Origin of the sequence: Streptococcus suis, assembly GCF_046032515.1 — a bacterium.
Taxonomy (GTDB): Bacteria; Bacillota; Bacilli; order Lactobacillales; family Streptococcaceae; genus Streptococcus; species Streptococcus suis_AL.
The window spans coordinates 40,470-60,699 of the sequence record NZ_JARQPJ010000006.1 but is presented as its reverse complement, the minus strand read 5'-3'; the positions used below and the strand labels follow the sequence as shown (position 1 = coordinate 60,699).

Genomic DNA, 20,230 nt, shown 5'->3' with positions numbered 1-20,230 from the left:
TCTCCTTTTTGGTGCAAAGTCTGTGAAATTTTGATAAGATAGGAGTATGAATTTTGAAAAGATCGAACAGGCTTACGACCTGCTATTAGAAAACGTACAGACTATCCAAAACCAGTTAGGTACCAATATCTATGATGCCATGATTGAGCAAAATGCTGCTTACGTAGCTGATCAACATGAGACGGACCTTGTTGTCAATAACAATCAGACCTTGAAACAACTAGATTTAACCAAGGAAGAATGGCGTCGTGCCTACCAATTCTTGCTCATCAAGGCCAATCAGACTGAACCCATGCAGTACAATCACCAGTTCACACCTGACTCTATCGGATTTATCCTATCTTTTCTAGTGGATCAGTTGGTTTCTACTCCAAAAGTAACGGTTCTGGAAATTGGTTCGGGGACAGGCAATCTAGCTCAGACCATTCTCAATGCTAGCCAGAAAGAATTGGATTACTTGGGGATTGAAGTGGATGACCTCTTGATTGATTTGTCGGCAAGTATTGCGGATGTCATGCAGGCAGATATTTCTTTTGCTCAGGGAGATGCGGTACGTCCGCAGATTTTGAAGGAAAGTCAAGTAATTTTGGGAGATTTGCCGATTGGTTACTATCCAGATGATCAGATTGCCAGCCGTTATCAGGTTGCCAGTCCTACTGAGCATACCTACGCCCATCATTTACTCATGGAACAGTCCCTCAAATATCTGGAAAAGGATGGATTCGCTATTCTCTTGGCTCCAAATGATTTGTTGACTAGTCCGCAAAGTGATTTATTGAAAGGCTGGTTACAGGAGCAAGCCAATATTGTTGCCATGATTGCCCTGCCACCAAATCTCTTTGGGAAGGCTGCTATGGCCAAGTCTATTTTTGTCTTGCAAAAGAAAGCTGCAAGACCGTTGGCGCCGTTTGTTTATCCCTTACAAAGTCTTCAAGAACCAGAAGCTATTCAGAAGTTCATGCTCAATTTCAAAAATTGGAAGCAAGAAAATGCAATTTAAGTAAAAATCTGTTATACTAATTAGGAAAACGCTTTTAAAGGGGAACACTATGTCAAAAACAATTGCGATTAACGCAGGTAGCTCAAGTTTAAAATGGCAATTATATCAAATGCCAGAAGAAACTGTCTTAGCAAAAGGGATTGTTGAGCGTATCGGTTTGAATGATTCCATCTCAACAGTTAAGTATGATGGGAAGAAAGAAAGTGAAGTTTTAGATATTCCTAATCATACGGTTGCGGTTAAGATTCTCCTAGAAGACTTGCTTAAACACAACATCATCGCTGCTTACGAGGAAATTACTGGTATCGGACACCGTGTTGTTGCAGGTGGAGAGATTTTCAAAGAATCAGCTGTTATTGGACCAAAAGAGGTTGAGCAAATTGAAGAACTAAGTGCTTTGGCACCGCTTCATAACCCTGCTCACGTAGCAGCAATGCGTGCATTTGAGGAAGTACTACCAGAAGTTTTGAATGTAGCTGTTTTTGATACAGCCTTTCACACTACGATGCCAAAGCATGCCTATCTTTATCCGATTCCACAAAAGTACTATACCGACCACAAGGTTCGTAAGTATGGAGCTCACGGAACTAGCCACTATTATGTAGCGCATGAGGCAGCAAAAGTATTGGGACGTCCGATTGAGGAATTAAAATTGATTACGGCTCACATCGGAAACGGTGTATCTATTACTGCCAACTACCACGGTCAATCAGTTGACACTTCTATGGGCTTCACTCCTCTAGCTGGTCCAATGATGGGTACTCGTTCGGGAGATATTGATCCAGCGATTATTCCTTACTTGATTGAAAATGTTGATGAGTTGAAGGATGCTGCGGATGTTGTGAACATGCTGAATAAACAATCAGGTTTGCTTGGTGTATCGGGTTATTCAAGTGATATGCGTGACATTGAATCAGGTTTGGAAGCTAAGAACCCAGATGCTGTTTTGGCTTATAACATTTTTATCGACCGTATCAAGAAATTCATTGGTCAATACTTTGCGGTTCTGAATGGTGCGGATGCTATTGTCTTCACGGCAGGTATGGGTGAAAATGCACCGCTTATGCGCAATGATGTAATAGCAGGCTTGTCTTGGTTTGGTATTGAGTTGGATCCTGCAAAAAATGTATTTGGCAACTATGGTGACATTTCAACGCCAGAATCAAAAGTTCGTGTCTTGGTTATCCCAACGGATGAAGAATTGGTCATTGCGCGTGAAGTTGAACGTTTGAAATAAGAAAAACTAACAGGCAGTCGGAGACTGCCTGTTTCTCTTATAGTTTATATCTTTAGAAAGGTATAGTTTTTAGCAAGTGGTCAAAATATATAGTGTGTGATACAATAGACTGGCAAAGAAATTTGCACAGAGTAGATGGTTTGCGTCAAGTGTATGTGGATGGGATGTTGCCACATAACGAAGCTTATCGTCATTTAGTTTTTCTTTTATTACTTCGACGAGCGAGGAAACTTTGTTTCCTTATTTCCAACTTCAAACACTCCAGTGGAGTGTTTGAACTCGCCTTGCCTGATTGAAACAGTCTGGGGGACTGTTTCAAGTCAATGCCTAGAAACAAGAAAGCATTGAGTTATGCCTGCGGTTTTTGATGCGAACTTTGTTCGCTTTATCTCCAACCTCCAAAGGTTCCCCGAACCTTTGGAGCGAGTACTAAAAGTAAACTAAAAGACTATATCTTTGCTTGTCTCTAATGTCTCCTAGAGTAGGAACATCGGGGTCTGGCTGAGACTAGCGCGGTAAACCATTGCATCCGCTGTCGAATACACACGACAGCTCCATTTTTTGAAAAAGGAGCATTTTTTATGGAAAAGATTCCAAAACTAACAGTGCAGTTGTTGACTGCTATTGCGATGACCCTGGCCTTGGTTATGGTTGTGGAGAACTATTTCTCCATTCGGATTTCAGAAACCTTGCAGGTCCAGTTTACCTTTATTCCCAATACTATTTTGGGAGCTATTGCTGGTCCGATTTGGGCGGCTGTCTTTGCGGCTATTTCAGACCCAGTCGTTGTCTTATTTAGCGGGCAAACTGTCCTCTTCACTTGGATTTTGATTGAGGCAGTATCGGCTTTTATCTACGGCTGGTTCTTTTATCAGAAGCCGCTGAATATTAAAAACAAAGCTGATTGGCTCTATGTGGCTGGTGTAGTTGTCTTGATTCAGGTTGTGATTTCCTTTATCATGACACCGATTGCCCTCCATTTCCATTTTGGAACACCTTGGATTGCCTTGTATAGCAGTCGTTTGATTAAGGCTATTTTTGAAATTCCGTTACGCATTGTCGTGACCATGCTTGTCTTGCCAAGTTTACAAAAAATACCTGAATTGGCCAAGTTAATGGGTATTAAATAAAAACAGTATCGAGCAACAGGTCATCCCCCTGTTGCTGCTTTTGTAGAGAGGGAATCATGGATTATCAAGAAACTCGTCAGTGGCTATCGAATCGCCCTGCATCAGATTTAGAAAACGGGGTTGCACGTGTCAACTGGCTCTTGGAGCGCTTGGACAATCCCCAGCTTCAAGTGCCGACTATTCACTTTGTTGGAACAAATGGCAAGGGGTCGACCTTGAATGCCTTACAGTCTATCTTACGGTTCTCGGATTACACCGTCGGCCGTTTTACCTCACCGTCCATCATTGATTTTCGAGAGCAGATTGTCTTTGAGCAGGAGATGATTTCAGAGGAAGATTTTGCGAAGATTGTGACAGACTTGCAGCCCTTGATTGAGGACTTGGACCAGACAGCTGGACTGGATGCCATCTCGGAGTTTGAGATTGTAGTAGTGGCTATGTTTATCTACTTTGCTCACTACCAGCGTCCCGACATTCTCTTGGTGGAAGCGGGCATGGGCGGTTTGCAGGATGCGACCAATGTCCTTACTCCTCTAGCGGTAGTTTGCCCGTCCATCGGCTTGGACCATCAGGCTTTTTTGGGAGAGACTCATGCTGCCATAGCCCGTCACAAGGTTGCTGTCTTGCGTGAGCGGGTTCCCCTCCTCTATGCGACCGACCAGCCAGAAGTGCAGGCAGTATTTGAGGAGTACGCCCATCAGCTTCAGAGTCCGACCTATTCGGTGGGGCGGGAGATTCTTTTGGAAAATAGCAGAGCAGGCTTTGCGGTTTCAAGCCCCTTCGGCCGTGTTGAGGATTTGAGGATACAGATGCAGGGGCGTCACCAAGAGGTCAACGCAGCCTTAGCAGTGACCACAGCTCAGCTCATCAGACCTCATTTTCCAAAGATTACCAAAGAAACCATCAGCCAGGGCTTGTCCCAAGCCATCTGGCCGGGCCGCTTAGAATTGATACAACCAACGCTCATGATTGACGGAGCCCACAATAATGAAAGCATCGCCGTCCTGACCCAGCTCCTAGAGGAAAAATATGCGAACAGAGACATTGAAATCCTCTTTGCGGCTATCAATACCAAGCCTGTGGACCAGATGTTGTCCCAGCTTAGCCAATTTGGACCTGTTAGCGTGACGATTTTTGACGATTTCAGAGCGGTACAGTTAGAAGATTATCCGTCAGGCTATGAACGAGTTCAGACCTATCAGGAGTGGTTGGAGCAGGCGGACTTGGACAATCCCAAAAAACTTTACCTGATTACAGGCTCACTTTATTTCATTACCTATGTGAGGAAGTACATTTTAGAAGAGTTTATAGTCATTTGAATTAGCTTTGATACATCGTCACTTTCGGTTTGCCGTACTCTAGTACTGTCTGCACCTCAGTTCCTTGTCTGAAAGCTAATTCATTCGACTATATAGAAAAAAGGCTTTGCCGGGTATTCTACCTAGCAAAGTCTTTTGTTTTAATAGTTTTTAATCAAATCAACCGTTGAGCGGTCTAATTTTTTCACGATAGCTTGCAAGAAGGCTTGGGCCTCTAGGAAGTCATCCATACTGTAGAGGGTTTGATGGGAGTGGATGTAGCGAGCGCAGACACCGATGGTTGTTGATGGAACACCATGATTTTTCAAGTGGGCTGCCCCGGCATCTGTTCCACCTTTACCACAGTAGTATTGGAATTTGACACCTGCTTCTTCGGCAGTTGTGAGGAGGAAGTCTTTCATGTTTTTTAACATGATATGACCTGGATCGTAGAAACGAAGTAGCGTTCCGTCACCAATTTTTCCTTGGTCGCCATAAATATCACCGGCAGGCGAGCAATCAACAGCAAGAAAAATATCTGGATTGAACTTAGTTGTAGAAGCATGAGCTCCACGTAGACCAACCTCTTCTTGCACATTTTCCCCAGCAATCAACTGATTTGGTAAGGTTTGACCAGATAGGCTTTCTAGCAACTCAGTCACCATAAGAACACCGAAGCGGTTGTCCCAAGCCTTAGAAATGACATTTTTTCCGTTGGCTGTTAGAATGGTTTCGTTTTTGGGAACCAGGACATCCCCCGGACGAACGCCGAACGCCCAAGCTTCGTCATAATTGGCAAAACCAGCATCGAAAATAATATCAGCGATGGCAGGCATGCCGGGAGCGTTAGCCCCACGAGAAAGATGGGGAGGCACTGAACCTGAAATGGCAGGAATGGTCCGACCGTCCTGTAGTTGAAGCGTGAAGGCTTGACTGGATACAACTAGCGGATTCCAGCCTCCCAACTCGACAACACGGAAAGTACCATCAGGTTTAATCTGGCTAATCATAAAGCCGACTTCATCCATATGTGCAGCCACTAGGATACGAGGTGCGTTTTCAACAGCCGTATCTCTGATACCAAAAATTCCACCTAGTCCATCTGTTTCAATGCGGTCTACATGTGGTGTGATTTTCTGGCGGATGTGATTGCGAACCTGTCCTTCAAATCCTGGTAAACTTTGTAATTCTGTAACTTCTTTAATTTTTTCAAAAAGAGTCATTCTTCTTCCTCCATGATATGATTACTACTATTTTATCACGAAGAGCTAGACTTGTCTTGAAAATATGGGAAAATAAACAATAAACACATGATGAAATCATGCTTTCTGAAAACTGAATCGTTTTCATATGTTTGTGGAGAGTTTGTCTCAGCTGTCACAAGTCCAATGGCATTTTTGGGAAAAATCTGCGGAAATATGATAAAATAGTCAACATGAAAAAGAAAAAGACAGCCTTGCTAGCAGGCTTATTGGGGGCAGGTGTGCTCACCGCTAGTGCTCAATTTTACCGTAAAATCCAAGAAGACCGTAAAAAAGCACAGGCCTTACAGGAGGTGCGTGACTTTTTCGCTGATTTAGGAGAGATTGCCACGGTCTATGTGGATGAAACAGCTTCTACGCAGACCACTCTTATCGGAGGGGTTGTGATGGAGGCAGGACAGGTATTTCTATTTGAAAATACCAAAGGTTCTATTCAATACAGGGAGGAAGAAAGATGATTTTTCCAACAAATTTTGAAGAAGTAGCTGCCTTGATTGAAGATGGCAAGCCAACTGTTTTTCTATTTGTGACGACTTGGTGTGGAGATTGCCACTATATCAAACCGCATTTGCCAGCTATCGAAGAGGCTTTTCCAGATTTCCGTTTTGTGCAACTGGATCGTGATGACTTTATGCCTTTGGCGCAGGAATGGGCTATTTTAGGCATTCCAAGTCTGGTTGTTTTGGAAAATGGTAAGGAAATCGGTCGTTTTGTCGATAAGAATCGCAAGACAAAGGAAGAAATCATGAACTTCTTATCTGGACTGGGTAGATAGATTAGCAGAGAAGCTCTGCCATTTCCCAAAAGAAAGGAAAGAACATGAAGAAATCACTAGGAAAAATCCTTCTAGCGCCTGTGGTGCTAGGGTTGAGTTTAAGTTTGGCACCGCTGGCTCAAGCGGAAATTCAGACGGATGTTATCAATGAAAAATGGGGCAAGCCAACCCTGGTCTACGGTGGCGGTTTGTCAGATGCCCAAGCGACAGAGGTTAACAATCTATTTGGTATTTCGGATGTTAATCATGTCAGTCGTCAGGTGGTTGTTGGCACGGATATGGACCAATATTTAGGTACATCTGGAGCAGACACAGCCTCCCTCTACTCATCTGTCTTGGTGCAAAAGCAGGATGCTGGAAAAGGGGTTGTGGTGGATATTAAGACGCCACAGAACATCACCTTGATTACCGAAACACAGTATGCCAATGCGGCTATTACAGCTGGTGCGTCGGATGTCTTGATTGATGTGGCAGCACCGATTCAGGTGACGGGGGAGTCTGCTTTGACAGGTGTTTACAAGGCTCTAGCGGCCAATGGTGAAACAGTTGATACCGCTCGAACCGAAGTGGCTCAACAGGAGCTAGAGACAGTCAATGAAGTGGCTACGGCTCATACAGGTGACTCCAATTTTGATAGTTCAGCCTTGGATAAGGCAGTGGCGGAAATCAAGACAGCTCTTGCCGACTACAAAAAGTCCAATGGTCAGGTAGCTTCTGAATCAGACATCAATACTATTATTAACGATGTCTTGGCCAATAACGGTTTGGAAAATGTCATCACAGCAGATGAGGTTTCGAAATTGGTTACCTTTGCCAAAGCCTATCAGGAAACCTCTGCTATTGATTCGGCTGAGGTTGCTGCCCAGCTCAACCAGTTCAAGCAACAGGCGGAGCAACAAATTTCAGAAGCCTATAAGAATCTACAAGATTCAGGGATTCTAGAAAAAATAGGTGCCTTTTTTGAAAATCTATGGAAAGGCTTGACCGGTCTATTTGCATAAAGGAGAAGTGAAAAAGAAATGATTTTTACATATAATAAAGAACACGTCGGCGATGTTCTGATGGTGATTGTTGCTGAGGATAAGGGACAAGCTGTCCAGTTTGAACGCAAGGGGCAAGTGGTGCGTGTTTTCCTAGAAGAAACAGGAAAAACAGTGGCTTGGAATATTTTTGAAGTATCAAGTTTGATTGAGATTGCCGGAAATGGTCAGGTTTTCCTAACAGACGAGCAAGTTGCGACCTTGAATGCAGAATTGGCAAAAGAAGGCTTTACTGAAAGCTTGGTCAACGACAATGCTCCAAAGTTCGTAGTCGGTCAGATTGTGGAATTGGTTCCTCATCCAGACAGCGATCACCTCAATATCTGTCAGGTCAATGTCGGTGACAAAACAGTGCAAATCGTAGCTGGTGCCCCAAATGCTGTCCAAGGCTTGAAAACCATTGTGGCTCTTCCGGGGGCAATGATGCCGAGCGGTAGCCTGATTTTCCCAGGGAAGTTGCGTGGTGAAGATAGCTTTGGTATGATGTGCAGCCCACGTGAATTGGCACTACCAAACGCCCCACAAGTCCGTGGGATTATCGAATTGGACGACTCCGCAGTGGTCGGAGAAGCTTTTGATCCAGCTAAACACTGGAAGGGATAGAAAAAAGAAGAATTGGTCAGACGGCCAATTCTTTTATGCTGTTTCAATTTTTCCTTCAATAGCTTGTCGGAGTTTCTCTGTCAAAACCTGATGTGAATTGAGTTGGAAGTAGAGACTGGATAGGAAATGCTGGAGGTTGAGCCACCGGAAGTAGTCCAGAGGTTCTTGGTTGGGAAAGTCTAGTTCGTTCATCCATTCTGTCAGCTCTTGGCTTGATACTTTTTCATTCAGCAGAAGGTAGACAGGGATTTGAGCCAGACGGATTTCCTCGCCAGCGGAGAAAACTTTACTTTGTTTAGTTAGACAAGTAAGAATAGCTTGCCATACCTCTTTGCTTTTTTCATTGGAAAATTGCTCATGACAGCTTGCAGCCAGAAGAAAATCTGCTCCGTGGGCAGCGGTGTGGATCCAGCCGAGTTTTTCATCAAAGCCAAACCAGTCATCTTCAATCGTCAAATAATCCAAGGCCTGTTGGAAAAGCAGTTCGTGGTCGTCAGTGCTTAAAAATGCAGAGTACTCAGAATCTTGGTCATTGTCAACAGACAGCAGAAGACAGTAAAGCAAGCAAGTAAAACTTCGCTTTAGTGTGGAACTTTCTAGGGAAAATGGCTTGGTGTCCTGTGAACCTTGAAGTAATTCCTGTGCTTGTTCTCTTGTAATCAAACCATTTAGAAAGATGTGGCAAAAACTAGCATAAACCAGTTCGTCGCGTATAGCAGGATCTGGATGACCGATGTTTTCCAGCAACCAAGCCAGTTCATCATTGGTATATGGTTTAGAGGATTGCAATTTTTCTATTAATTCTTTCATGATTTTCTTTCTTTCTTTTTATGAACTTTCTACGAATAAATAAGTAGGAGGATATAAAATGTATAATAAAGTTATTCTAATCGGTCGCTTGACGGCCCAACCTGAACTCACTCAAACCCCTAACGGTAAAAATCTGACCCGTGTGACCGTCGCAGTCAATCGACGATTTAAGACAGAAAATGGCGAACGTGAAGCGGATTTTCTCAATGTTATTTTCTGGGGCAAACTGGCGGAGACACTTGTTTCCTATGGCAGCAAGGGTAGTCTGATTTCTATTGATGGTGAATTGCGAACCCGTAAATACGAAAAAGATGGCAGCAATCACTATGTGACGGAAATCTTGGGCAATACCTTCCAGTTGCTAGAAAGCCGTGCCCAACGTGCTATACGAGAAAACAATACTGGCGATGACCTAGCTGATTTGGTCTTGGAAGAGGAGGAATTGCCGTTTTAATATCGGTCCCAAGACCGATGAAGAATGTTGAAAAGTAGGCTATACTATAGTCAATCCTAAATATTTTTCATATCTCCTTAAAAAACACCGACGAAAGTTGGTGTTTTTTGCTGTTCATTTTCTGTATTTCCACCATTCTACTAGCATAACAATCAGTGACAATAGGATAACACCATAAAAGAAAAAGATGATGTAGTGAGGGTGACTAAAGAAAAATATCCATACTAGCCAGAGCAGATAGGCGAATATCATCTTCCCCCAAAAGCCTAATTTACGTTTTAAAAACCATTCGGCAAAACTTTCGTGGGATGAAAATCGGCTTTCAAGGTAATCTGTTTTTAAATCTCTAAAAAATTTCATGAATACCCCCTAACTTGTTAAAAATAGTATAACATAGTTTACTAACAATGAATAGGTAAATTCTGTCTCATACTTAAGAAGGATTTTCACGAAAAAGGAATAGAATTTTCTTGACTATTTTTGACCAAGTGATACAATAGGAAATGTGAGTTAGCACTCGCATGTAGAGAGTGCTAAAAAGACCAGGAGGTAATAGAATGTTAAAACCATTGGGCGATCGTATCGTCGTAAAAATTGAAGAAAAAGAACAAACAGTTGGTGGCTTTGTCCTTGCAGGTGCAAGCCAAGAAAAGACAAAAGAAGCAAGTGTCCTAGCGATTGGACAAGGAATTCGTACCTTGAACGGTGACTTGGTTGCCCCAGCGGTAGCGGTTGGAGATACTGTTTTGATTGATGCTCACGCAGGATTGGAAGTTAAAGATGGGGACCAAACCGTTCACATCATCCGTGAAGCAGACATTTTGGCAATTGTAGAATAGAGGTAGAAAAATGGCAAAAGAAATTAAATTTGCAGCAGATGCACGTGAAAGCATGGTCCGTGGTGTCGATATTTTGGCTGATACGGTCAAAGTAACCTTGGGTCCAAAAGGTCGTAATGTTGTCTTGGAAAAAGTTTACGGTTCACCACTCATTACAAATGACGGTGTGACCATTGCTAAAGAAATCGAGTTGGAAGACCATTTTGAAAATATGGGTGCTAAGTTGGTATCCGAAGTGGCTTCAAAAACAAATGACATCGCAGGTGACGGTACAACAACTGCAACTGTTTTGACTCAGGCTATTGTTCGCGAAGGTTTGAAAAACGTAACTGCCGGTGCCAACCCAATCGGAATCCGTCGTGGGATTGAAGCAGCAGTTGCAACTGCGGTTGAAGCCTTGAAAGCACAAGCAAGTCCTGTGTCAAATAAAGCTGAAATTGCTCAAGTCGCAGCAGTATCTTCCCGTTCTGAAAAAGTTGGTGAGTACATTTCAGAAGCTATGGAGCGCGTGGGAACAGACGGTGTTATCACCATTGAGGAATCTCGCGGTATGGAAACAGAATTGGATGTGGTTGAAGGTATGCAATTCGACCGTGGTTATCTGTCACAATACATGGTGACAGATAATGAAAAGATGGTAGCTGAACTTGAAAATCCATTCATCTTGATTACCGATAAGAAAATTTCTCATATCCAGGATATTTTGCCACTTTTGGAAAGCATTCTCCAAACCAATCGTCCATTGTTGATTATTGCTGACGATGTGGATGGCGAAGCTCTTCCTACCCTTGTTCTCAACAAGATTCGTGGCACGTTCAATGTTGTTGCTGTTAAGGCACCCGGCTTTGGTGACCGTCGTAAAGCTATGTTGGAAGACATCGCGATTTTGACAGGTGGTACAGTGATTACAGAAGACCTTGGTTTGGACTTGAAAGATGCGACCATTGAAGCACTTGGTCAGGCTGCCAAAGTTGTGGTCGACAAAGATGGTACAACCATTGTTGAAGGTGCTGGAAATCCAGAAGCCATTGCCAACCGTGTCGCTGTTATCAAGTCACAAATTGAGGGAACAACTTCAGAATTTGACCGTGAAAAATTGCAAGAGCGTTTGGCTAAATTATCAGGCGGTGTTGCTGTTATCAAAGTCGGTGCTGCTACTGAGACTGAGTTGAAAGAAATGAAACTCCGTATCGAAGACGCCCTCAACGCAACACGTGCCGCAGTTGAAGAAGGGATCGTTGCAGGTGGTGGTACAGCCCTTGTCAATGTGATTGATAGCGTAGCGAAATTGGAATTGACAGGCGACGATGAGACTGGACGCAATATTGTTCTTCGTGCCTTGGAAGAGCCTGTGCGTCAGATTGCCTATAACGCAGGTTATGAAGGTTCAGTTATCATTGATAAACTGAAGAATTCAGAACTTGGCACTGGCTTTAACGCAGCAACAGGCGAATGGGTCAACATGATGGATGCAGGTATCATTGACCCTGTTAAAGTAACACGTTCAGCCCTTCAAAATGCGGCTTCTGTAGCCAGCTTGATTTTGACAACTGAAGCAGTCGTTGCCAACAAACCAGAACCAGCCGCTCCAGCTATGCCACAAGGTATGGATGGAATGGGTATGGGTTACTAAGAAATAGCAAAATGACACAGCTGCTTGGCTGTGTTTTTTTCTTGAAAATTTCAAACATATCTATTTGACAATGGGTTTGGGATGTGGTACTATATTAGACGGTACTTTTTACTTTTGGTCTCTCAAGAGTGTACAGGGACGTGCTGACAAATGTTGCAAAAGTACACACAGATAGGGGTTGTCACCAATGCTCTATCACCAAAAATAAAAATATATACAGGAGAATGTAGATGCCTACAATTAACCAGTTGGTACGTAAACCACGTAAGTCTAAAGTAGAAAAATCTAAATCACCAGCTTTGAACGTTGGTTACAACAGCCGTAAAAAAGTTCAAACAAACGTTTCATCACCACAAAAACGCGGTGTTGCAACTCGTGTTGGAACAATGACACCTAAAAAACCTAACTCAGCCCTTCGTAAATTTGCTCGTGTACGTTTGAGCAACCTTATCGAAGTTACTGCTTACATCCCAGGTATCGGTCACAACTTGCAAGAGCACAGCGTTGTTCTTCTTCGTGGTGGACGTGTAAAGGACCTTCCAGGGGTACGTTACCATATCGTTCGTGGTGCACTTGATACAGCAGGTGTTAACGATCGTAAGCAAGGCCGTTCTAAATACGGTACTAAACGTCCAAAAGGCTAAGAAAGGGGAAATATAAATGAGTCGTAAAAATCAAGCGCCTAAGCGCGAAGTATTGCCAGATCCATTGTATAACTCAAAATTGGTAACTCGTTTGATCAACCGTGTTATGTTGGACGGTAAACGTGGTACTGCTGCATCAATCGTTTACGGTGCCTTTGATCAAATCAAAGAAGCAACTGGTAACGATGCACTTGAAGTATTTGAAACAGCAATGGAAAACATCATGCCTGTACTTGAAGTACGTGCACGTCGTGTCGGTGGTTCTAACTACCAAGTCCCAGTTGAAGTTCGTCCAGAGCGTCGTACAACACTTGGTCTTCGTTGGTTGGTAACAATCGCTCGTAACCGTGGTGAGCACACTATGATTGATCGCCTTGCGAAAGAAATCATGGATGCAGCAAACAATACAGGTGCAGCTGTTAAGAAACGTGAAGATACTCACAAAATGGCAGAAGCAAACCGCGCATTCGCACACTTCCGCTGGTAAGATTAAGATACGAGGGCGTCAAGCAACTCCTAGACAAAATAGGGAAGCGAAGCAGATTGCTGTGCAATCAATGAGGTTCATCTTTTTGTCAGTGAGTTGTAGCCCGAGTTCAATTAGGATGTGAGGACGTTAAGAAAATTCAAGGAAAAATAGGAAATCAGACGATGGACCTCAAGGTCCAAGGAAGATTTACACCTAAGGTAGCCACACTTGTAATTGGCTAAAGCCAAAACAATTGCGTCTCTTTTTTCCAGAATTTTTAGTCCGAACTCAACTAATTAAGATACAGAGAACGTGCCTGTCGACGAAAAATAGGAAATCGAAGCAGAATGCTTTTGCATTCAATGAGATTTATCTTTTTTCGTTGACAGCAGGCCGTTCGAGTTCAGTTTCTACATTGGATATATGGAAGTTAACTGAACTTAATTAGATGAAGGAACTTCGTTCAATCATCACAAACCGGATTGAGGATGACCTCATCCACTTCACACCATTAGTAAGAAATCAAGCGGGTGGGACTTGCCCACTCGCTTTTCTTAAAATATGGTATAATAAAGTATAAAACTAAAATTATAGGAGAATAAACCTCATGGCACGCGAATTTTCATTAGAAAAAACTCGTAATATCGGTATCATGGCGCACGTTGACGCGGGTAAAACAACGACAACTGAGCGTATTCTTTACTACACTGGTAAAATCCACAAAATCGGTGAAACTCACGAAGGTGCATCACAAATGGACTGGATGGAGCAAGAGCAAGAGCGTGGTATCACAATCACATCTGCTGCGACAACAGCTCAATGGAACAACCACCGTGTAAACATCATCGACACACCAGGACACGTGGACTTTACAATCGAAGTACAACGTTCACTTCGCGTTCTTGATGGTGCGGTAACCGTTCTTGACTCACAATCAGGTGTTGAGCCACAAACTGAAACAGTATGGCGTCAAGCAACTGAATACGGTGTTCCACGTATCGTATTCGCTAACAAAATGGATAAAATCGGTGCTGACTTCCTTTACTCAGTAAGCACACTTCATGAGCGTCTTCAAGCAAATGCTCATCCAATCCAATTGCCGATCGGTTCTGAAGATGAGTTCCGTGGTATCATCGACTTGATCAAGATGAAAGCTGAAATCTATACTAACGACCTTGGTACAGATATTCTTGAAGAAGATATTCCAGCTGAATACCTTGAGCAAGCTGAAGAATACCGTGAAAAATTGGTTGAAGCAGTTGCTGAAACTGATGAAGAATTGATGATGAAATACCTTGAAGGTGAAGAAATCACAAACGAAGAATTGAAAGCTGCTATCCGTAAAGCAACTATCAACGTTGAATTCTTCCCAGTATTGTGTGGTTCAGCCTTCAAAAACAAAGGTGTTCAGTTGATGCTTGATGCGGTTATCGACTACCTTCCAAGCCCACTTGACATCCCTGCTATTAAAGGTGTTAACCCAGATACAGATGCTGAAGAAGAGCGTCATGCATCAGATGAAGAGCCATTTGCAGCTCTTGCCTTCAAGATCATGACTGACCCATTCGTAGGTCGTTTGACCTTCTTCCGTGTATACTCAGGTGTTCTTAACAGCGGTTCATACGTATTGAACACTTCTAAAGGTAAACGTGAGCGTATCGGACGTATCCTTCAAATGCACGCAAACAGCCGTCAAGAAATTGAAACTGTTTATGCAGGTGACATCGCCGCTGCGGTTGGTTTGAAAGATACTACAACTGGTGACTCATTGACAGATGAAAAAGCAAAAATCATCCTTGAGTCAATCCACGTTCCAGAACCAGTTATCCAATTGATGGTTGAGCCTAAGTCTAAAGCTGACCAAGACAAGATGGGTATTGCCCTTTCTAAATTGGCTGAAGAAGATCCAACATTCCGCGTTGAAACAAACGTTGAAACTGGTGAAACAGTTATCTCTGGTATGGGTGAGTTGCACTTGGATGTCCTTGTTGACCGTATGCGTCGTGAATTCAAGGTTGAAGCAAACGTAGGCGCTCCTCAAGTATCATACCGTGAAACATTCCGCGCTTCTACACAAGCTCGTGGTTTCTTCAAACGCCAGTCTGGTGGTAAAGGTCAATTCGGTGACGTTTGGATCGAATTCACACCAAACGAAGAAGGTAAAGGATTCGAGTTCGAGAATGCTATCGTCGGTGGTGTGGTTCCACGTGAATTCATCCCAGCGGTTGAAAAAGGTCTCGTAGAATCTATGGCTAACGGTGTTCTTGCTGGTTACCCAATCGTTGACGTTAAAGCTAAGCTTTACGATGGTTCGTACCACGATGTCGACTCATCTGAAACAGCCTTTAAAGTGGCAGCATCTCTTGCCCTTAAAGAAGCTGCTAAATCAGCTCAACCAACTATCCTTGAGCCAATGATGCTTGTAACAATCACTGCACCAGAAGATAACCTTGGTGACGTTATGGGTCACGTTACTGCACGTCGTGGTCGCGTTGATGGTATGGAAGCTCGTGGTAACACACAAATCGTTCGTGCTTATGTGCCACTTGCGGAAATGTTCGGTTACGCAACTGTACTTCGTTCAGCAACACAAGGTCGCGGTACTTTCATGATGGTATTTGACCACTACGAAGATGTACCAAAATCTGTACAAGATGAAATCATTAAGAAAAACGGTGGCAATGCATAATTGCTAACCAAGGCAGCTTCGGCTGCCTTTTTCTATGTAAGTTCCTGCATTAAAGTATGCAAACTCTTGCAATTTTCGGTAAATAGTTATATAATAAAAACGTTGAAAAGATGCTTGTAGGCTTACAAGTTAATATTTTCACAAAAGGATTAAAAGGCTTGCCTTTTAAAATATAGAACTCGATTTTCATAAGGAGGAAATCATTCATGGTAGTTAAAGTTGGTATTAACGGTTTCGGACGTATCGGTCGTCTTGCTTTCCGTCGTATCCAAAACGTAGAAGGTGTTGAAGTTACTCGTATCAACGACCTTACAGATCCAGTAATGCTTGCACACTTGTTGAAATATGACACAACTCAAGGTCGTTTCGACGGTACTGTTGAAGTTAAAGATGGTGGTTTTGAAGTTAACGGTAAATTCGTTAAAGTTTCTGCAGAGCGCGAGCCAGGAAACATCGACTGGGCTACTGATTGCGTAGATATCGTTTTGGAAGCTACAGGTTTCTTTGCTTCTAAAGAAAAAGCTGAGCAACACATCCACGCTAACGGTGCTAAAAAAGTTGTTATCACTGCTCCTGGTGGTAACGATGTTAAGACTGTTGTTTTCAACACTAACCACGACATCCTTGATGGTACTGAAACAGTTATCTCAGGTGCTTCATGTACTACAAACTGTTTGGCACCAATGGCTAAAGCTCTTCACGATGCATTTGGCGTTCAAAAAGGTTTGATGACTACAATCCACGCTTACACTGGTGACCAAATGGTTCTTGACGGACCACACCGTGGTGGTGACCTTCGTCGTGCACGTGCTGCTGCTGCAAACATCGTTCCTAACTCAACTGGTGCTGCTAAAGCTATCGGCTTGGTAATCCCAGAATTGAACGGTAAACTTGACGGTGCTGCACAACGTGTTCCAGTTCCAACAGGTTCTGTAACTGAATTGGTTGCAACTCTTGACAAGAAAGTAACTGCTGAAGAAGTAAACGCTGCTATGAAAGCTGCTGCTACTGAATCATTTGGTTACACTGAAGACCAACTCGTATCTTCAGATATCGTAGGTATCTCATTCGGTTCATTGTTTGATGCAACTCAAACTAAAGTTATCGAAGTTGATGGCGAGCAATTGGTAAAAGTTGTTTCATGGTACGACAACGAAATGTCTTACACTGCACAACTTGTTCGTACTCTTGAGTACTTCGCAAAAATCGCTAAATAATCCTTAGTGAAAATCGAAGAGGCTTCGGCCTCTTTTTTCATTCGTTCTTTTTGAAGATTTGTGAAAAAAATATCTTTATGCAAGAAAAAATACAGAAAATATGATACAATGGTAAAGTAAATATAATTTAAGGAGTTCTTATCTAATGGCAAAATTGACTGTTAAAGATGTAGAATTGAAAGGCAAAAAAGTTCTTGTTCGTGTGGACTTCAACGTGCCTTTGAAAGATGGCGTTATCACAAACGATAACCGTATTACAGCTGCTCTTCCAACTATCAAGTATATTCTTGAGCAAGGTGGACGTGCAATTCTTTTCTCTCACCTTGGTCGTGTGAAAGAAGAAGCTGACAAAGAAGGTAAATCATTGGCTCCTGTAGCAGCTGACTTGGCAGCTAAATTGGGTCAAGACGTTGCTTTCATCGCAGGTGCTACTCGTGGTGCTGAATTAGAAGCAGCTATCAATGCTTTGGAAGATGGACAAGTTCTCCTTGTTGAAAACACTCGTTTCGAAGATGTTGATGGTAAGAAAGAATCTAAAAACGACGAAGAACTTGGTAAATACTGGGCTTCACTTGGTGATGGTATCTTCGTTAACGATGCATTTGGTACTGCACACCGTGCGCACGCATCAAACGTTGGTATCTCAGCAAATGTAGAAAAAGCAGTAGCTGGTTTCCTTTTGGAAAACGAAATTGCTTACATCCAAGAAGCTGTTGAAACTCCAGAGCGCCCATTCGTGGCAATCCTTGGTGGTTCAAAAGTATCTGATAAGATCGGTGTTATCGAGAACCTTCTTGAAAAAGCTGACAAAGTTCTTATCGGTGGTGGGATGACTTACACATTCTACAAAGCTCAAGGTATCGAAATCGGTAACTCACTTGTAGAAGAAGACAAGCTTGATGTGGCAAAAGCACTTCTTGAAAAAGCAAACGGTAAATTGATCTTGCCAGTTGACTCAAAAGAAGCTAACGCATTTGCTGGATATACTGAAGTTCGCGATACAGAAGGCGAAGCAGTTTCAGAAGGCTTCCTTGGTCTTGACATCGGTCCTAAGTCAATCGCTAAGTTTGACGAAGCTTTGACTGGTGCGAAAACAGTTGTTTGGAACGGACCTATGGGTGTATTTGAAAACCCAGACTTCCAAGCAGGTACAATCGGTGTAATGGATGCTATCGTGAAACAACCAGGCGTGAAATCAATCATCGGTGGTGGTGACTCAGCAGCAGCAGCTATCAACCTTGGCCGTGCAGACAAGTTCTCATGGATCTCAACTGGTGGTGGTGCATCAATGGAACTCCTCGAAGGGAAAGTGCTTCCAGGACTTGCAGCTTTGACTGAAAAATAGGCGGTAAGTCAGGAATCTATGATTCCGTAGACGCACCCCCGCAAGGCTGAATAGGTTGGTCACAAGCGTAGCAAAGTGAACTGCCATTCAGCTACTGCGTATGAAAGATGAACGATGAAAAGAGTTGGGAGACCAACTCTTTTCTAGTGCAAAGGCTAGATTTTCTGTGAACGTAGTGAGTTTAGAAAATCAGCCTAGGTAAAGGCTAAGATGCAACGGATTTCCGTTGCATTTTGTGCATCGCGTAGCATTTCTACGAAGCTAAGCGAGTTAGAAAGTCTAGCAAGGTGTAAAGTGCTTCCAGGACTTGCGACGGCACGGAGTGCCTAGTGGCATGCCTAGTCTTTTTGGGAAGTATGACCTTGAAAGACTGGCTAGGTGCAGCTCTTACTGAAAAATAGGCGGTAAGTCAGCTCAAAATATCTGGGAGATATGTTGAGGTTAGAAATAGAAGAAGCGAAGCTTCTGTCAAAAATGATTCCGTAGATTGTTACTTTGATTTTTCTTGGTGACAACTTCAAATAGTCTACTGGGCTATTTGAACCCCGCAAGGCTGAATCTTGGTCACAACTCCCATTCAGCTACTGCGCAAAAAATATAAATGTAAAAAAGACGTTGTTTTTTTTGCAGCGTCTATTTGTTTGTCTTACTTCTGGGTTCCTTCTTGCAACTGATTTAAAGTGGCAGATTATTGTTTTTTCGAAAAGCTGGCGTGAACAGGAGGCTTTTCCAGTCGAGTTTAGGAGAAAAGAAAAGCTGGGCAGGTATTTGCTATTCTATTTTCCGAAATCATGTTAGAATAGAGGTATGTTTAAAAAATATACATTTGATCCAAAGAAATTTCGGTTGGGGATGCGGACGTTCAAATCGGGTTTGGCAGTCTTTCTAGTTATTCTACTCTTTGGCTATATGGGCTGGGAAGGGATTCAGATTGCGGCTTTGACGGCTGTGTTTAGTTTACGAGAAGACTTCGATCAGAGTGTCCATTTTGGAACTTCTCGTATTCTGGGTAATTCTATTGGTGGTTTTTATGCGCTACTTTTCTTTATTTTGGATAGGTTATTCTTAGATCATTTTTGGGTAACTGCGGTTTTTGTTCCGATATTTGTCATGTTAACGATTATGACAAATGTGGCGATGAATAATAAAGCGGGAATTATTGGTGGTGTATCAGCTTTATTAATTATTACATTGTCTATTCCTGCTGGTGATACGATTCAATATGTGTTTATTCGTGTATTTGAAACCTTTATCGGAGTTTTCATTGCGATTCTAGTTAATTATGATGTGAATGTTATAAAAAAACGTTTTCAGGATAAATAATGTTATAAAATATAACATCACCTATTGACCTCAAAAAAAAATTCTCCTATAATGGTAGGCAGAAAGGAGTTCGTTATGAGAGAAAAAGAGTTTCGTCGTTCCTTAGCCATCTTTCCGATCGGTAGTGTGATGAAGTTGACAGATTTAACTGCTCGTCAAATTCGTTACTATGAAGATCAAGGCTTGATTAAGCCTGATCGCAATGAAGGGAATCGTCGCTTGTATTCTCTAAACGATATGGACTTACTTTTAGAAATCAAGGATTTTTTGGATGAAGGTTTGAATATTGCTGCGATTAAGAAGGAATATGCAAATCGGGAAGCGAAAGCTAAGGTCCAAAAACAGCAGAAAACCTTGACTGATGAAGATGTCCGTCGTATCTTACATGATGAATTCAGTCGTCAGGGACGATTTTCAAGTCCTAGTTCCATTTTCCGTTCGTCGTAATTAGCTTTTAAAATA

Annotated in this window: 21 protein-coding genes; 18 read left to right on the top strand and 3 right to left on the bottom strand. The window is 42.6% G+C overall.

Annotated elements, in window-relative coordinates; genetic code table 11:
* The first annotated feature begins 46 nt into the window (after positions 1-46).
* The 4 genes from P7J49_RS04180 to P7J49_RS04165 all read left to right on the top strand — a co-directional run bounded on the left by P7J49_RS04180 (position 47) and on the right by P7J49_RS04165 (position 4,686).
* Positions 47-1,000, top strand: coding sequence for a class I SAM-dependent methyltransferase (locus P7J49_RS04180; protein WP_408569579.1), 954 nt, complete (start codon positions 47-49; stop codon positions 998-1,000).
* Between the two features lie 49 nt (positions 1,001-1,049).
* Positions 1,050-2,237 carry an acetate kinase gene (locus P7J49_RS04175; protein WP_408569577.1) on the top strand — a complete coding sequence of 396 codons (1,188 nt, stop codon included), beginning with the start codon at positions 1,050-1,052 and terminating at the stop codon, positions 2,235-2,237.
* Positions 2,238-2,818: 581 nt separating this feature from the next.
* Complete coding sequence (locus tag P7J49_RS04170; RefSeq protein WP_408569575.1) at positions 2,819-3,367, top strand: folate family ECF transporter S component; 549 nt, start codon at positions 2,819-2,821, stop codon at positions 3,365-3,367.
* Positions 3,368-3,423: 56 nt separating this feature from the next.
* Positions 3,424-4,686, top strand: coding sequence for a bifunctional folylpolyglutamate synthase/dihydrofolate synthase (locus P7J49_RS04165; RefSeq protein ID WP_408569574.1), 1,263 nt, complete (start codon positions 3,424-3,426; stop codon positions 4,684-4,686).
* A gap of 140 nt (positions 4,687-4,826) precedes the next feature.
* Here P7J49_RS04165 and pepA read toward each other — a convergent pair whose 3' ends face one another.
* Entirely contained in the window at positions 4,827-5,888 is a 1,062-nt protein-coding gene (gene pepA / locus P7J49_RS04160; protein WP_408569572.1) for a glutamyl aminopeptidase, read from the bottom strand.
* Between the two features lie 212 nt (positions 5,889-6,100).
* Between pepA and P7J49_RS04155 the strand changes: the two genes are divergently transcribed.
* Genes P7J49_RS04155 through ytpR form a run of 4 tightly spaced genes read left to right on the top strand, consistent with a single transcriptional unit; the run spans position 6,101 to position 8,345 of the window.
* Positions 6,101-6,385, top strand: a complete 285-nt coding sequence (locus P7J49_RS04155; protein WP_012774909.1) for a DUF4651 domain-containing protein — start codon at positions 6,101-6,103, stop codon at positions 6,383-6,385.
* A complete protein-coding gene (locus P7J49_RS04150) occupies positions 6,382-6,702 on the top strand; it encodes a thioredoxin domain-containing protein (protein ID WP_172001013.1) in 321 nt (106 codons plus the stop codon). Before P7J49_RS04155 ends, P7J49_RS04150 begins: the two co-directional genes overlap by 4 nt.
* Before the next feature lie 44 nt (positions 6,703-6,746).
* Entirely contained in the window at positions 6,747-7,703 is a 957-nt protein-coding gene (locus P7J49_RS04145) for a DUF1002 domain-containing protein (protein ID WP_408569569.1), read from the top strand.
* Positions 7,704-7,721: 18 nt separating this feature from the next.
* Positions 7,722-8,345, top strand: coding sequence for a YtpR family tRNA-binding protein (ytpR, locus tag P7J49_RS04140; RefSeq protein ID WP_408569567.1), 624 nt, complete (start codon positions 7,722-7,724; stop codon positions 8,343-8,345).
* 33 nt (positions 8,346-8,378) lie between these two features.
* On the opposite strand, the gene P7J49_RS04135 is transcribed toward ytpR, so the two are convergent.
* The gene (locus P7J49_RS04135; RefSeq protein WP_408555256.1) at positions 8,379-9,155 is read right to left on the bottom strand and encodes a DUF2785 domain-containing protein; all 777 of its coding nucleotides are present in this window, start codon (positions 9,153-9,155) and stop codon (positions 8,379-8,381) included.
* Between the two features lie 58 nt (positions 9,156-9,213).
* Between P7J49_RS04135 and P7J49_RS04130 the strand changes: the two genes are divergently transcribed.
* The gene (locus P7J49_RS04130) at positions 9,214-9,609 is read left to right on the top strand and encodes a single-stranded DNA-binding protein (RefSeq protein ID WP_408555255.1); all 396 of its coding nucleotides are present in this window, start codon (positions 9,214-9,216) and stop codon (positions 9,607-9,609) included.
* A 114-nt stretch (positions 9,610-9,723) separates the two neighbouring features.
* Here P7J49_RS04130 and P7J49_RS04125 read toward each other — a convergent pair whose 3' ends face one another.
* A complete protein-coding gene (locus tag P7J49_RS04125) occupies positions 9,724-9,969 on the bottom strand; it encodes a hypothetical protein (protein ID WP_398582479.1) in 246 nt (81 codons plus the stop codon).
* A gap of 197 nt (positions 9,970-10,166) precedes the next feature.
* Here P7J49_RS04125 and groES point away from each other — a divergent pair, with 197 nt between their 5' ends.
* From groES to P7J49_RS04080, 9 genes are all read left to right on the top strand, one after another.
* Positions 10,167-10,448 carry a co-chaperone GroES gene (gene groES, locus P7J49_RS04120; RefSeq protein ID WP_014637330.1) on the top strand — a complete coding sequence of 94 codons (282 nt, stop codon included), beginning with the start codon at positions 10,167-10,169 and terminating at the stop codon, positions 10,446-10,448.
* Positions 10,449-10,458: 10 nt separating this feature from the next.
* Complete coding sequence (groL, locus tag P7J49_RS04115; RefSeq protein ID WP_172102622.1) at positions 10,459-12,081, top strand: chaperonin GroEL; 1,623 nt, start codon at positions 10,459-10,461, stop codon at positions 12,079-12,081.
* Positions 12,082-12,311: 230 nt separating this feature from the next.
* Complete coding sequence (gene rpsL, locus P7J49_RS04110) at positions 12,312-12,725, top strand: 30S ribosomal protein S12 (protein WP_002940030.1); 414 nt, start codon at positions 12,312-12,314, stop codon at positions 12,723-12,725.
* Between the two features lie 16 nt (positions 12,726-12,741).
* Positions 12,742-13,212 carry a 30S ribosomal protein S7 gene (rpsG, locus tag P7J49_RS04105; RefSeq protein ID WP_002940031.1) on the top strand — a complete coding sequence of 157 codons (471 nt, stop codon included), beginning with the start codon at positions 12,742-12,744 and terminating at the stop codon, positions 13,210-13,212.
* A 589-nt stretch (positions 13,213-13,801) separates the two neighbouring features.
* Complete coding sequence (gene fusA / locus P7J49_RS04100; protein WP_002938501.1) at positions 13,802-15,883, top strand: elongation factor G; 2,082 nt, start codon at positions 13,802-13,804, stop codon at positions 15,881-15,883.
* 206 nt (positions 15,884-16,089) lie between these two features.
* Positions 16,090-17,100, top strand: a complete 1,011-nt coding sequence (gene gap, locus P7J49_RS04095) for a type I glyceraldehyde-3-phosphate dehydrogenase (RefSeq protein ID WP_408569563.1) — start codon at positions 16,090-16,092, stop codon at positions 17,098-17,100.
* Positions 17,101-17,245: 145 nt separating this feature from the next.
* The gene (locus P7J49_RS04090; RefSeq protein ID WP_014637337.1) at positions 17,246-18,445 is read left to right on the top strand and encodes a phosphoglycerate kinase; all 1,200 of its coding nucleotides are present in this window, start codon (positions 17,246-17,248) and stop codon (positions 18,443-18,445) included.
* An 807-nt stretch (positions 18,446-19,252) separates the two neighbouring features.
* A complete protein-coding gene (locus P7J49_RS04085) occupies positions 19,253-19,768 on the top strand; it encodes an FUSC family protein (protein ID WP_024380260.1) in 516 nt (171 codons plus the stop codon).
* 75 nt (positions 19,769-19,843) lie between these two features.
* Positions 19,844-20,215, top strand: coding sequence for a MerR family transcriptional regulator (locus tag P7J49_RS04080; RefSeq protein WP_002940041.1), 372 nt, complete (start codon positions 19,844-19,846; stop codon positions 20,213-20,215).
* Positions 20,216-20,230 lie beyond the last annotated feature (15 nt).